This window comes from Mucilaginibacter sp. KACC 22063 (genome assembly GCF_028736115.1).
In the GTDB taxonomy this organism is placed as follows: Bacteria; Bacteroidota; Bacteroidia; order Sphingobacteriales; family Sphingobacteriaceae; genus Mucilaginibacter.
On record NZ_CP117877.1, the window covers coordinates 636,026 to 649,435 of the forward strand.

At 43.2% G+C, this 13,410-nt stretch carries 15 protein-coding genes; 5 read left to right on the top strand and 10 right to left on the bottom strand.

Annotation, left to right across the window (positions count from 1 at the left end; translation table 11 throughout):
- Positions 1-49: 49 nt before the first annotated feature.
- The 3 genes from PQ461_RS02835 to PQ461_RS02845 all read right to left on the bottom strand — a co-directional run bounded on the left by PQ461_RS02835 (position 50) and on the right by PQ461_RS02845 (position 3,317).
- Positions 50-1,117, bottom strand: coding sequence for an SGNH/GDSL hydrolase family protein (locus PQ461_RS02835; RefSeq protein WP_274208117.1), 1,068 nt, complete (start codon positions 1,115-1,117; stop codon positions 50-52).
- A gap of 118 nt (positions 1,118-1,235) precedes the next feature.
- Positions 1,236-2,318 (bottom strand): DUF6515 family protein, encoded by a 1,083-nt coding sequence (locus tag PQ461_RS02840; protein WP_274208118.1) that lies wholly within the window; start codon positions 2,316-2,318, stop codon positions 1,236-1,238.
- A gap of 111 nt (positions 2,319-2,429) precedes the next feature.
- Positions 2,430-3,317, bottom strand: coding sequence for a glycoside hydrolase family 16 protein (locus PQ461_RS02845; protein WP_274208119.1), 888 nt, complete (start codon positions 3,315-3,317; stop codon positions 2,430-2,432).
- A gap of 71 nt (positions 3,318-3,388) precedes the next feature.
- Between PQ461_RS02845 and PQ461_RS02850 the strand changes: the two genes are divergently transcribed.
- The 3 genes from PQ461_RS02850 to PQ461_RS02860 all read left to right on the top strand — a co-directional run bounded on the left by PQ461_RS02850 (position 3,389) and on the right by PQ461_RS02860 (position 4,789).
- Positions 3,389-3,721, top strand: a complete 333-nt coding sequence (locus PQ461_RS02850; protein ID WP_274208120.1) for a hypothetical protein — start codon at positions 3,389-3,391, stop codon at positions 3,719-3,721.
- Between the two features lie 81 nt (positions 3,722-3,802).
- Entirely contained in the window at positions 3,803-4,453 is a 651-nt protein-coding gene (gene trmB, locus PQ461_RS02855; protein WP_274208121.1) for a tRNA (guanosine(46)-N7)-methyltransferase TrmB, read from the top strand.
- A gap of 3 nt (positions 4,454-4,456) precedes the next feature.
- Positions 4,457-4,789: an MGMT family protein gene (locus PQ461_RS02860; protein WP_274208122.1), complete on the top strand. Its 333-nt coding sequence runs from the start codon at positions 4,457-4,459 to the stop codon at positions 4,787-4,789.
- On the opposite strand, the gene PQ461_RS02865 is transcribed toward PQ461_RS02860, so the two are convergent.
- From PQ461_RS02865 to tilS, 3 genes are read right to left on the bottom strand one after another with little or no spacing between them, the layout of a single operon-like run.
- Positions 4,780-5,142, bottom strand: coding sequence for a VOC family protein (locus PQ461_RS02865; RefSeq protein ID WP_274208123.1), 363 nt, complete (start codon positions 5,140-5,142; stop codon positions 4,780-4,782). The two genes, PQ461_RS02860 and PQ461_RS02865, sit on opposite strands and share 10 nt — an antisense overlap.
- Before the next feature lie 11 nt (positions 5,143-5,153).
- Positions 5,154-5,636: a hypothetical protein gene (locus PQ461_RS02870; RefSeq protein ID WP_274208124.1), complete on the bottom strand. Its 483-nt coding sequence runs from the start codon at positions 5,634-5,636 to the stop codon at positions 5,154-5,156.
- Complete coding sequence (tilS, locus tag PQ461_RS02875; RefSeq protein ID WP_274208125.1) at positions 5,633-6,970, bottom strand: tRNA lysidine(34) synthetase TilS; 1,338 nt, start codon at positions 6,968-6,970, stop codon at positions 5,633-5,635. The genes PQ461_RS02870 and tilS overlap by 4 nt, the downstream gene beginning before the upstream one ends.
- 47 nt (positions 6,971-7,017) lie before the next feature.
- Here tilS and PQ461_RS02880 point away from each other — a divergent pair, with 47 nt between their 5' ends.
- Complete coding sequence (locus PQ461_RS02880) at positions 7,018-9,510, top strand: OstA-like protein (protein ID WP_274208126.1); 2,493 nt, start codon at positions 7,018-7,020, stop codon at positions 9,508-9,510.
- An 89-nt stretch (positions 9,511-9,599) separates the two neighbouring features.
- Positions 9,600-10,727: a lactonase family protein gene (locus PQ461_RS02885; protein WP_274208127.1), complete on the top strand. Its 1,128-nt coding sequence runs from the start codon at positions 9,600-9,602 to the stop codon at positions 10,725-10,727.
- A gap of 46 nt (positions 10,728-10,773) precedes the next feature.
- Here the strand turns inward: PQ461_RS02885 and PQ461_RS02890 are convergent, their stop codons facing one another.
- From PQ461_RS02890 to PQ461_RS02905, 4 genes are all read right to left on the bottom strand, one after another.
- Positions 10,774-11,259: a hypothetical protein gene (locus tag PQ461_RS02890; protein WP_274208128.1), complete on the bottom strand. Its 486-nt coding sequence runs from the start codon at positions 11,257-11,259 to the stop codon at positions 10,774-10,776.
- A gap of 61 nt (positions 11,260-11,320) precedes the next feature.
- A complete protein-coding gene (gene bshA, locus PQ461_RS02895) occupies positions 11,321-12,469 on the bottom strand; it encodes an N-acetyl-alpha-D-glucosaminyl L-malate synthase BshA (RefSeq protein WP_274208129.1) in 1,149 nt (382 codons plus the stop codon).
- Between the two features lie 172 nt (positions 12,470-12,641).
- Positions 12,642-12,821, bottom strand: a complete 180-nt coding sequence (locus PQ461_RS02900; protein ID WP_274208130.1) for a DUF3606 domain-containing protein — start codon at positions 12,819-12,821, stop codon at positions 12,642-12,644.
- A 90-nt stretch (positions 12,822-12,911) separates the two neighbouring features.
- Positions 12,912-13,385 carry a hypothetical protein gene (locus PQ461_RS02905; RefSeq protein ID WP_274208131.1) on the bottom strand — a complete coding sequence of 158 codons (474 nt, stop codon included), beginning with the start codon at positions 13,383-13,385 and terminating at the stop codon, positions 12,912-12,914.
- Between the last annotated feature and the right edge of the window lie 25 nt (positions 13,386-13,410).

Here is a 13,410-nt window from a genome sequence, read left to right on the forward strand (position 1 = left end):
ATATAAACTACCTTATTAATTGCAACCTGTTTTCAGAAATGTGAAATAGTTACCAATGCTTTAACTGGCGTATGTAATCTGTAAGTTCGGTTGCCAGCAATTGATGCTCAGCCATATCCGGGTGTGTACCGCAACCACTTGTGTAGCGTTTACTAAAAAAGTAATGGCTCACTTTTTTATCGCCCGATTTGTTGATGTAGCTATTTACTGCAATTATATATTTTTTAAGAACCGGTAGCAGGGCTGCATCTGCCATGGGGCTGCTCAGACAAACAATTTCTGCTTTAGGGTAATGGCCGCGAAGTGCTTTTATGAAGTTTACGTAAGCGCTGCAAAACGCGGTTGAATCCTGCACGCCATCATTTTGACCCAGGCAAACGGTTACCACATCGGGCTGGTACCGGTAAAAATCCCACTGCAATGAGTCGGCACGCATATCTGTTTTATCAAATACCTGTGGCATGGTGATTTTCATGTCGCAGCAACTATGGATAAGGCCAATGCCAGATACTGATGACAGATGATACTGTGCGCCAAGATTACGCGCCGTAGCAGCGCCATAACTCATGTAGGCGTTGTTTTGATCATACCATTGCCCTGTACCACATGGAACGGACAGATCCATTGCACTGCCACAGGTAATAGAATCGCCTAGGTATTCAATTTTGCGAACCGGTGCTTTGGTTGGTGTTAGCAGTTGTTCGCATCTTATCCCGGTAAATTCAAGATAACCAATCCCGGCTTCAGTGTCTTTGCAAATGGTAATGGTATGTTCACCGTCAGGCAAGTTACTGGCAGCTTTTATAATATTCTCTTTTCCGGTGGTTTGAACCCGAAATGGCTTCTGGTCATCAATAGCAATTTCAATATAATTATGCGTTGTTCCGTATAGCTCCTGGTCGTTTAGCATTACCTCACAGCTTGTCCCTTTAAACCTTGCAATAATGTATACGCCCGGCGACCAAAAACGGGGTTTCGTTGGGTTACGAAAGTCTATGCGCCCTACGTATTGTATGCGCTGGTCATTTGCCGGATAAGTTTGTATTGCTGCTTTATTTTTGCCCAGAACGGCCATGCAGTTCAGAATCAACAGGAAGGATATAACAGGTAACTTCATGATCTCAGCGTAAATCATAAATATATTATATTGAATCAGACTATTTGCCGGTGAGCTATAAAATAAAAAAGGGCAAAAGCCTAAGCCTTTACCCCTTTGAAACGGAAAATAAATTCCTTTAATAGTTATCCTGGCCAACGTCTGTTACACGATATACTTTCTGGCCATTTTGGTCGCGTTCTTCGTGATAGTAAATTCCTGCCGGGTCAACATAATATTTTTCACCGTCGATCTTTACTTTTCTGCAATTAGGAGGCAATGCCTGTACAACTTCTCCGGGTTGTAATATGTTACCTTGATCTTGTTGCATTTGTTGCTGGCCCTGGCCCTGATCAGGATAATAACCAGAATCGTCAGTAGCATATGGGTCGGCGGCACCTGTGCTTAACTGACCGTCTTTACCGGCAATTTGATATACCAGGCTACCATCATCTTTAGTTACCGGCAAATAATATACACCGTTAAGCTCATAATATTGCTGCCCGTCTATCACTATTGATTGTGCACCTGAAGGCAGTTGTGCAATTTCGGCACCCAGTGGCGGTTCAACCACGGTATATTGATCGTTATCATAGTTATAGAAATAACCGCCGCTATAGAAATATTGATCAGATCCCCACCAGAATGGAATGTATCCATAAGGCAGCACACCGATAGAAAATCCTAAACGAGGAGCATAGTAACGGCCATAAAAACCGCCGTGATAGTAGTAGCCACCTCTCCATGGACGGAAATATGCCCTGCCGCCATAATAGCCGCGTGATCCCGGACGGAATCCCATACCCGGGCGATAATAACCCGGACGGGTACGATAAGCCATACCTGTACCAAAACCCGGCCTGCCGCCGCCAATACCACCGCGATAACCGAAGTTGCTGCGTGGGGCAATACCTGCACGGCCATTGAAGCCGCCATTACGAGGGCTTATGCCAAAGTTTGAACGGGGTGCTGACATTACACGGCCTCCGCCGCCATTAAAGCCGCCCATACGTGGAGCGCCTCCAAAGTTACCGCCTGAACGGCCACCTGAAAAACCACCACCACCGTGGAAACCACCGCCTCCACCACCACCGCGCATGGCGCTTCCGCCGCCGCCACCTCCTCCGCCGCCCCTGCGTTGAGCATTTGCGGTATCGAAAGAAGTAACAGTTAACAGCCCGCTGATAACTGTCAGGGATAATAATTGATATATGCGTTTCATAATTTAGTTCCTATCAAACAGAATTAATAACTGTTTATTATTAAGACTATAACGAACGCAAATAGTTTAATTATACCTTAAAAAATAATTAAGCCTACTTTAACATGACACTTAAATATTATTGACAGGATAGTACCTGATATAGTCGATAAACATTGACTGCGGAAAGGCGCTGTCATCAACACCCTGCGCGCCGCCCCAATCGCCGCCGATTGCCAAGTTAAGCATCAGGTGAAACTTTTGATCAAAGGGCCAGGTTTGGCTGTTATTCTTTCCGTCATTGATAAAAGTATAGATCTGCTGGTCATCGATATAACCGGTAATAGATGTAGGTGTCCAGTCTAACCGGAAAACATGATATTCGGTGGTAGCGTTAGTGAAGCTCATATTGCTTCCTTTCTGTGTACCAAGCGTATGGTTGTACACACTTGTGTGTACGGTAAAATAAAAATTAATAGGATCATAGCCCACGTGCTCCATCAAATCAATCTCTCCGGAATTTGGCCAGTCGCCGTAAAGTTTATCAGTTGGTAAAAACCATATGGCAGGCCATGTGCCTAAGCCAGCCGGCACTTTAGCGGCTACCACAAAACGTCCATATAAGAAATTGCCGTTCCCTTTTGAAAATAGCCTGGCCGAAGTATACTTCATACCGCCCATGCTTTGCTTACGCGCAGTAATGACCAGGTTACCGCCCGACATTGTTACGTTACTGCCGTTGGTATAATATTCAAGTTCGTTGTTTCCCCAGCCGCTTCCGCCAACATCGTAGCCCCATTGGCTGGCATCAGGCTTGCCATTGCTGTTAAATTCCTGTACCCATGACGGGTTGGTATCAAAAGTGTAGGTTTTGTTAAAATCAGGAACAACTTTTTTACTGGTTTCTTCTACCTGATCATCTTTTTTACCACATGCAGAAAGGCTGATTGCAGCAACACAAATAGCTGTAGTTATATACTTAAGGGGTGCTATATGCTTAATAAACGCCATCTGCATCATAAATTTTTTCAACTAAATATAACAAACATTTATCCGGTTTGGACATTGTTTATAGATCAATATATACAAATATGTGGGAACCTAACGATAACGCTTCGGATAACCAGGACGGTTATTTGAATGATAATGACGATTTAAGGCCAGAAGCAGGTAGTGCAGATGCAGCCGAACTTAATGAGTTGCAATATGAAGAATCATTAATATCACGCCATGCTGATGAAAGTGAAGATGCAGCTAATGGGCAAAAAGGTGAAGGCTACGAGCATGCAGAAGGAACGGCACAACGCCCGCTGACTACGCAAGGCGACAGCGCCGAAATGGAAGAGAATATGGGAGGTACAACCAATCTGTCTTTAGATCAGCTGAAGCGGGAACATGATCCCGAAGGCAATCCGAACGAATAATAGCAGCAGCCCGGCAAGTCCGGGCTGTTTCTTTATACAGCCTACAAATCATTTACTTACTTTTGCATTTTAATTTTTTAAGTGGGAAAAGATAAGTTAAAGCGATTTGCTGAGATAGCAACTTTCGACAATGTAGTGGAGCTTGAAGCCGGTAAACCTTTTAAAGGTAATTGGGCTAAGGAGTTTTTTAAAAATGATAACCCGGTTGTACTGGAACTGGCTTGTGGAAAAGGCGAATACACGGTGAATCTGGCCAAAATGTTTCCGGACAAAAACTTTATCGGTATAGATTATAAAGGCAACCGGATTTGGCGCGGTGCTAAAACCGCTGTTGAAGAAGGTATCAAAAACGTAGGCTTTCTGCGTATACAGATCGAGAACATTACTGATTATTTCGGTGATCACGAGGTTGACGAAATATGGATCACATTTCCAGACCCGCAACCGCAGATCAGCCGTGAAAAGAAACGGCTTACCGCACCACGCTTTCTGGATAAATATAAGCTGATCTTGAAAGAAGGCGGCTACATTAACTTAAAAACCGATAACGATGGCCTGCACGAATATACTGCCGGGGTAATTGATGCCGGAGGCTTGAAACTGCATGTACGCACAGAGGATGTTTACAACTCTGAGCATCTGAACGAAGTATTGTCGATCAAGACTTACTACGAGAAAAAATACTTACAAAGCGCTAAAAATATTAACTATCTTAAGTTTTCATTTGTCTGATACATGAAAGATGAAAACTTTTTTGAGCATGTTTGGGAAGTTACCCGCCAGATACCCAAAGGCAGGGTAACATCTTATGGTGCCATTGCAAAGGTACTTGGCGTGGGTAATTTGTCGCGCATGGTGGGCCATGCTATGGGGGAATGTGGCAAAGCTAATCCGCCTGTGCCTTATTACCGCGTTGTAAACAGCAGCGGCCATTTAACCGGCGATCCATCATCGGCAGATAAAAGGCAACAGCTCCTTGAAGAAGAAGGCATAGAGGTAAAGAACCTCAAGGTGCAAAATTTCAAAAAAGTATTTTGGGATCCGGTTAAAGAGCTTAATTACGAGTGATATTCCAGTAACTCCATCTGGTTGCCGAAGGGATCAATAAAAGCAAAGCGGTTGCGGTTGGCAATCTTTCTCTGCTCTTTAAATTTTACGCCGTGTTTTTCCAGGTGCTTGCGGGCCGCATCAAGGTCGGTTACTTCAAAAGCGGTGTGGCGCATGGTATCAAACCTGTGTGCTTCAACGCCAATATGCAACTCAATATCCCCGGCCTGAAACCATAAACCTTCGTCTGTTAGTTCCACAGCACGTTCTATTTGCCGAAGCCCGATTACATCAGTATAAAACAAGCGTGCCTCTTCCAGTCTTTCGGCAGGCACACAAATATGGATATGGTCGGTACGTTTAAAATTGATCACGGTGCAGTTTCCTACTTTTTCATTTCTTCTTGTATGGCACGCATCAGTTCATTTAAGTGTTGCGAACCGATGATATAAACCAGTCCGTCGCGATCAGTAAGATGTACGGCATCATTACCTGCGGTATAAAAACGGATAGTGCCTTTTTTATGAAGGTTGTAAACCGGGTTGTTAAAAAGGTAGCGGCTGTAAGTGCCTTTTTCGGCTTTAACAATGCTGTTAAGGTCTATCTTAACCAGGCGGGTGGTCCACAAACCATCCAGTAAAATGCTTTTGTTAATTACCCGCGTACGAAAGTGCAGCAAAAAGCCAAGAATGATAGAAATGATGATGATGGCAAACCCAACTACAGCAAGCAGGTCGCCGTTATTTTCGCGTTCATCAGTGAAAAAATAAACCGCAAAGCATATCAAAGCCAATACCAACCGTATGGTTATCGGTATCCATTCGCGGCCCAAGTATTGCTTTTCGGTAAATGCGGGTTTATCTGTCATGCGCTTTCAGTTAATTCGAAGATAGCTATTTTTTTAGTTTCGGCTGTTATTTTATACCTGTTGTCGATCCGCAGGCCAGCAACCCATATAATATCGCCATTGCCATTAACTAATAAAGGGATCTCGCTTTTACTGTGTAGGGGCGTTTTAAGACTGATGAAAAAGTCGCTCAGCTTTTTTCTTGCCTTCATGCCTAAAGGGTAAAAATAACTGCCGGGCTGCCATGTACGCAACACTAAGGGATAAACCAAAAGCCCGGCATCAACTGCCGCTACCATAGGTTCACGCTTAATCTCGTAAGGCAGTTCTGCTTTAGATATATTGAATTTGTAGATGCCAAATGCAACATCCGTATCATTTTCATTAATAAAGACTTCGCTTGCCGTATTTTTCCCTTTAGGAGAAATGATCAGCTTTTCTCTATCCAGGATTAACAGCCAAAGCGGGGCTTCAAACCTTCGGCCCGAATGCTTATCGAGGCTTGCAATAACATCATTTGTGGTTGTATCATTAAATCCAAAAGGTTTTAACAAACCATTCAGGAGCAAATGCATGGGCGACAATGCTTTAAGCGCATTAATCGGTATATGCACCTCACCTTTGTGATAAGTAAATGCCGTTTTGCGTATTTCTTCCAACTTGGCTTCAAACAGTTGTTCAAGCTCGGCAAAATGCTGCAAATGCTCCTGGAAGGTATTTTCAAGATTAGGGTTAAGCTCTTTTAGCTTTGGAATCACATCGTGCCTGATCTTGTTACGCGCGTATTTAACCGACGAATTAGAGCTGTCTTCAACAAAGCTGAGTTTTTCATCTGCTACAGCCTGTGCTATTTCCTCGCGCGTAAAGCCAAGCATCGGCCGTACCAAATTACTGTTACGGGGTTTAATGCCATGCAAACCTGCAATACCTGTACCACGGGTAAGGTTCAGCAATATTGTTTCTATTGTATCGTTCTGATGATGCGCTAACGTAATAACATCATAACTATGCTGCTGCCTTAATTGTTCAAACCACTGGTAACGCAGGTTTCGCGCCGCCATCTGTATAGATAACTTATGTTCTGTAGCGTATTTAGTTGTATCGAAGTTTGTAGTGTAAAATGGCACGCCATACTCATCAGCCAGATTCTTGCAAAATTGCTGGTCGCGCAAAGCTTCATCGCCGCGTAACATAAAATTGCAGTGTGCTATGGCAAAGTTGTAACCGCAGGCATGCAACAAGGTAGCCATCAAAACAGAGTCGACACCACCACTTACTGCGGCAAGTATTGTACTTTGCTTGTCAAAAAGCTGGTGTTGCTGTATAAAGGCATTAAACCTTGCTAATGGTAGCATGCTCAAAATTAATTTAATAAGCGCAACCAAAAAACTAATTTTGTACTGTGGTAAAATATCTGTTCACTTGTTTATTGCTTTTCACCGGATTACTGGCTTTTAGTCAGCAGCAGAAAAAGAAATCCGTAATTAACCTGGTCCGCTCAGACCGGAGCCAGGGGATAAAACGCAATGGCGAGGACGTTATAAAAGTATACAACGGTGTTTTTAAGCAGGAGTTTTCTACCCTGCGGTCAGACAGTGCCTACATTTATCCGCAACGAAACACGTTTGAAGCCTACGGCCATGTTAACATCAACCAGGGTGATACGCTGAATATCTATTCAGATAAATTGAATTATAATGAAAATACGCACATTGCAATACTGACCGACAATGTGAAAATGGTGGATAAAGATGCCACGCTTACCACCAATTATCTTACCTATAATACCGCTACACGTATTGGTACATATACCGGCGGTGGTAAACTGGTAAATAAGGACAATACCTTGACCAGTACCAACGGCTATTACTTTGCCTTCAGCCGCGATTCTTATTTCCGTTATAATGTCACCTTAACTACGGTTGATGCGCTGATCAAGACAGATACGCTTCGGTACAATACCGGCAGCAGGATCGCCTATTTTTATGGTCCGACACATATTTATGGCAAGAAAAAGGATACGCTTTATACAGAGAACGGAAACTACAATACGATAACAGAACAGGCTTATTTCGGTAAAAAGAACCTGTATACCCAGGAAACAAAATCGTTAAAAGGGGACAGCCTTTTTTACGACAGGCTGAAAGGTTTTGGCCGGGCTATTAAAAACGTAGTGTTTAACGATAATGAGCAGAAAATAACATTGCATGGCCAGATCGGCACGTTTACAAATGCCGACCAGCGTGCGGTAGTAACACGCAATCCCTGGGTAACTATTATTACAGAAGAGAAAGACACCACTAAAACGGATACCGTTAAAAAAGCTACTAAAGACAAAAAGGAAGTTAAAAACAAGCAACAGCCTGTTTTAAAGCCAGCTCCCAATACCAAAGCTTTAACCACCGAACTTAAACAAGAAACACCGGCTGATAAACCTAAAGTTGCGACAACACCTGTGGTTACAGCAGCCGATTCTGCAAAGCAGCAGGCTAAAACAAATAATAAGAAACCGGCGCTCAAAGCAAAATCTGGAGATAAGCCATTAGCCGTAAAAGACACCGCAAAAATAAAGCGCGATACCATTTATATGGTTGCCGACACGCTGGAAACGCGGACGCTGACCTATAAAGAACTAAAGACGCTGCAGGAGAGGGTTCGCATGCTTAATGATACCTCTGCAGCTGCGCGTAAAGCGTTGGCTACGGCGAGGGCGTTGAAGAATCCATCGAAATTTTTAACGGCAATTACTCCTAAAATACCATCGGATACCAGTTTCAGGCATCGCGAATTTTTTGGTAAGCCTGCACCAAAAGCGGCCCCGAAAAATACCAAAGTTGCAGTCGCCAACGGCAAAAAGACGGCAGCCGATTCCCTGAAACGCAAGCCAACGATAGCTAAAACCGATTCGGTTAATTTGTTGCACACATACAAACTGAGCGATACCACACATGTGCGTATTCTGATCGGGCATTATAACGCCAAGATCTACAAGTCAGATCTGCAGGCAAAGGCCGATTCAATATTCTACAGTTCAAGTGACTCCACCATCCGATGTTTTGATCATCCTATGTTGTGGTCGCAGGGTTCGCAAATGTCGGGCGATACCATTTTATTGCAGATGAAGAATAAAAAGCTGGATAATATGGACATCTATCCTTCGTCGTTTATTGTGAATACGGAGAAAGACGACACTACGCATTTTAACCAGATAGCCGGTAAGAAGATGAAGGGCTATTTTGCTGATAATAAACTGAGCCGGATGTTTGTATCGGGCAATGCTGAGAGTATCTATTTTCAGCGGGACAGTTTAGGTGCGGTGACAGATATGCAGCGTTCGTTATCCAGCCTGATACGCGCCAACTTTAAAAATAACGAACTGCAAAACCTGAAATTTTCGGGCAAGCCGGAGCATCGCGACGGCCCGTTAAATAAGTTTAAGGAAGACGAGCAGATACTCAAAGGCTTCATCTGGAAACCGCATGACAGGCCCGAGTCAAAAGAGCAACTGATACCAGAGCTTGACAAGGAACATAAGTATAAGCATAATATATCGGCGCCGAAATTAGTGCCGGGCAATACAGGAAAAGGCAAGCCCGTGACCAAGCCAGCGGGCAATGTACCTGCTTCCAAGGATTCGGTTGGTACTAATATCAAAGCCAAGCCTGTACCGGCCGCGCAGGATTCTGTAGGCGTAAAAGTAAATACCAAGCCTGGATCCGCATCAAAGGACTCTACCGCTGCGCAAAGTGGCAGTAAACCGGCCGTTGTTACACCTGCACAAAAGCAGCCTGCAACACAGCAGAATGGCAGGAGGGTGATACAGAATGTAATTATTCAGCCGAAGCCTTCAACCGCGCCACTGCCGGAAGATACAACCAGTAAAAAGCCCATGTAAATGCTGTTTTTTGCGACAAATAGCCAACAAATTGCGTATTTATATTTCTAACAAGTTTCGCTACATTGCGTTTATTAATTGATACCATAATGAAAAAACTTACTGTACTTGCTATGATACTTGCACCGGCAATGCTGTTAGCCCAGAAGAAGGCCCCCTCTACATATGACCTTGTAATAGGTACTTATACTAAAGGCAAAAGCCAGGGTATACAGGTGTACCGTTTTTATACTGAAACAGGCAAATTAGCTTACTTAAGCCAGGTGCCAACAAGTAATCCATCTTATGTTACAGTAAGCAATGACAATAAATTTGTTTATGCCGTTAACGAAGATGGTAAAGATGGCGGCGTAAGTGCGTTTAAGTTTGATGCCAACACAGGTGTCTTAACTTTTATCAATAAGCAATCATCACAAGGGGCAGATCCATGCTATATAGCTGTTGACAAAGCAAAGAAAAACCTGCTGGTAGCTAATTACTCAAGCGGAAACTTAACCGTGCTGCCTGTAAATAAAGATGGATCAGTTTCCGCAGTATCACAAAACCTTCAGGATGAAGGCAAGGGCCCTAATGCGTCCCGTCAGGAAAAAGCACACGTACACATGGGTGCATTCACTCCCGATGAAAAGTTTGTTTTGTATACTGATCTGGGTATTGATAAGGTGAATGTTGCCCGCTACAAAGCGAATGCTGAAAAACCATTGCAATTGTTGCCGCAAAATGCAGCAACAGTGATGGGTGGCCATGGCCCGCGCCATTTTGTTTTCTCAAACGACCGTAAGTTTGTTTATCTGGTTACAGAAATGGGATCGCAGATATATAGTTATAAATATGATGATGGCAAGCTTAAACAAATACAATCGGTTACCATGCTGCCTGACGGCTTTAGCGGAGATACCGGAGCTGCTGCCATTAAAATATCGCCAGATGGCCGTTTTCTTTATGCTTCGAACAGAGGCGCAGCTGATGATATTGTAATTTATTCGATCAACAAAGAAAGCGGTATGCTAACTTACGTAGACAGGGTTTCTTCATTGGGCAATAATCCACGTGATTTTGCGATTGACCCTACCGGTAATTTCTTATTGGTTGCCAACCAGGATTCAGATAATATCGTGGTTTATAAGATTAATCAATCTACCGGTAAATTAACATTAACCGCTACAAGAGTTGATATTGGCAACCCGGTTTGCCTGAAGTTTACATCAGCTCAATAATCAATAGAACTGACATTAAATAAGAAAAGCCCTTAAAGGGCTTTTCTTATTTTTTAGCGAAGGTATAAACCACATATCCGGTACCGGTGCCTAAGCTAACAGGCGTTTTAAGTACCATGGTATTGCCATCATTTGAGGCTACATATAACTGGTAGCCTTCTGCTACGTTTTTAGGTTTATCACCCTGATAGATCTTTTTAAACTGAAACATCTGTCCTGATGGGTCATTGTTGTTAACAGACCAGTAGATGCTTTGCGAAGTACCATTGCTAAGCGTATACATACCATTGCCGCTGTTGGTTAACTGCCATGTGCTGTTGATAAAAGCTGCTGGTGGCGCCTGGTCAAAAACAGACTGAACCGAACCTTCAACAAGGTTTTCATAGTTAACATTAGTTACTGTCCATGTGCCGGTAAATTTTCCGCGAGAAACGTTTACAGTACCGTTAGCTGCATTACGGGTACTTGAGCAATTGGCAAATAATAAGGTACACACCATTAAGGCGCATAACACTTTCAATGAAGTTTTCATAATAGATTCGAGTTTTACAACAAAGCAAACACAAATCCTGCCAAAAAAGTTTTATAGCCGATTACGGAGCCGTTGTTACAGGTTTTAAATTGCTGATCACTTCGTGGTACATCTGCTCATACTGCGGTAATATGTTTGACAGTTCGAAGGTGCGGGCATGGGCCAATGCATTCTCTTTAAAGGTAGCCAACCGTTCCTCGTCTTGCAGCATATAAATGGCACGCTTTGCCATGCCATCAACATCAGCCACGTCACACAGAAAACCGGTAACGCCTTCGATATTTAACTCGGGCAAACCTCCGGCGTTTGAGCTGATGACAGGCACTTTGCAAGCCATCGCTTCAAGGGCAGCCAGACCAAAACTTTCAGATTGAGAAGGCATCAGGAACAGATCCGATACGGAAAGGATCTCTTCAACGGCATCCTGTTTTCCCAAAAAACGAACGCTATTAGTAACGTTAAGGTCGCGGGCCAGTTGCTCACATTCGGGGCGGTCTTGTCCGTCGCCCACCATCAGTAATTTTGATGGGATAGACTCCAATACCTTAGCAAAAATGCGGATCACATCCTGCGCACGTTTTACCTTCCGGAAATTGGAGGTATGTATAAGTATCTTTTCACCCTCTGGTGCTATTGCCTTTTTAAAGTGGTCTTTAGGTTTAAGGCTGAAACGGCTCAGATCAATAAAGTTGGTAATTACCCTTATGTCTTTTTGAATATCAAAAAAGCGGTAAGTATCCTGTTTCAAATGCTCCGAGACAGATGTTACACCATCACTTTTATTAATGGAGAATTCAACCACCGGTTTGTATGTGCGGTCATTACCCACTAAAGTAATATCGGTACCGTGTAAAGTGGTAACCACCGGGATGCTGATGCCATAGGTAGCCAGTATTTGTTTAGCCATAAATGCCGCCGAAGCATGCGGAATAGCATAGTGTACGTGCAGTACATCCAGCTTTTCAAACCGCACTACATCAACCAGACGGCTGGCAAGGGCAAGTTCATAAGGCGGAAAATCAAACAATGGGTATTTACTTACGGCAACTTCGTGGTAAAAAAGGTTTTCGGAAAACAGATCGAGGCGGGCCGGCTGATTATAAGTGACAAAATGCACCTGGTGGCCGCGATTGGCCAATGCCTTGCCAAGTTCTGTAGCTACAACACCGCTGCCGCCAAATGTTGGGTAGCAAACTATTCCGATTTTCATTAAATCCTTTTTATTAAGTTGTGAAAAGACAAGGTTAATTAAGCCTCACTAATTCATTGCAATGTTAACAGCAATTTACTGCAAAAGTGTTATACAGATGTAAAGTTTGTGGCATAAGCCTGTTACAATCATGGGCTATATAACAGCAAAGCCCCGTAAAGGGGCTTGTTGCTCATTTCTTTTTATTCTTGATGTATTTTTCAATTTCGGCCCTGTCATTTGAGCCGGTTGCACGTTTGGCACCTGTAATAGCCTGCGAACTGACACCCAGCTTTTCGGCCAGGTATTTAACTTCATATGGCTGCGACGAGTTTACTTCCCGTCTTTCAACCTTTGATCCCTTTTTTGCCATTGTTCTTATAAATTAACTAATATGAAAACACAGCAGTAGAGCAAAAAGTTTTAAAAGGGCGATGAAGCGTAACGTAGTTATGATAAAGATTTAGTTGCTTTTCCTGACATAGGTTTCAATGATTTCGCGATTGATATTCAAGCTGTCTATCCGCTCAATGCCTTTTTGCACAAGTGTATCGCTGTGTACTGTTAGCTTAAACTTAAAATCATGGTTTTCCCATTCGCGCTCGTTACAGTATTCAAGATGTTCAGAATAGTCATTGCCGGTTAATTTAAACGTTCCGGCACCAGAGTCATACAATGGCGTTTTTTGCTTGCCGTGGCTTAGGTCGTGGTTAAAGAAAGCAAAGTGCGTTTCGTTATACATCTTGATCATTTCTGTAGGTGCGCCTTTCCCCGGATAAGCAACAGCGGTGTCGCCTTTAGTGATGATCTTATCTGATACTAATTGCCAGGTACCTACAATAGGCGATTGTTCGTCTTTTTGCTGCCTTGCAGATTTATGCTGTTTGCAGGCTGAGAAGGCGAGCACAGCTAAAATTAAAAAGTGATGAGATTTCATGTTTTAGTTGATTGTTAAGACTAAA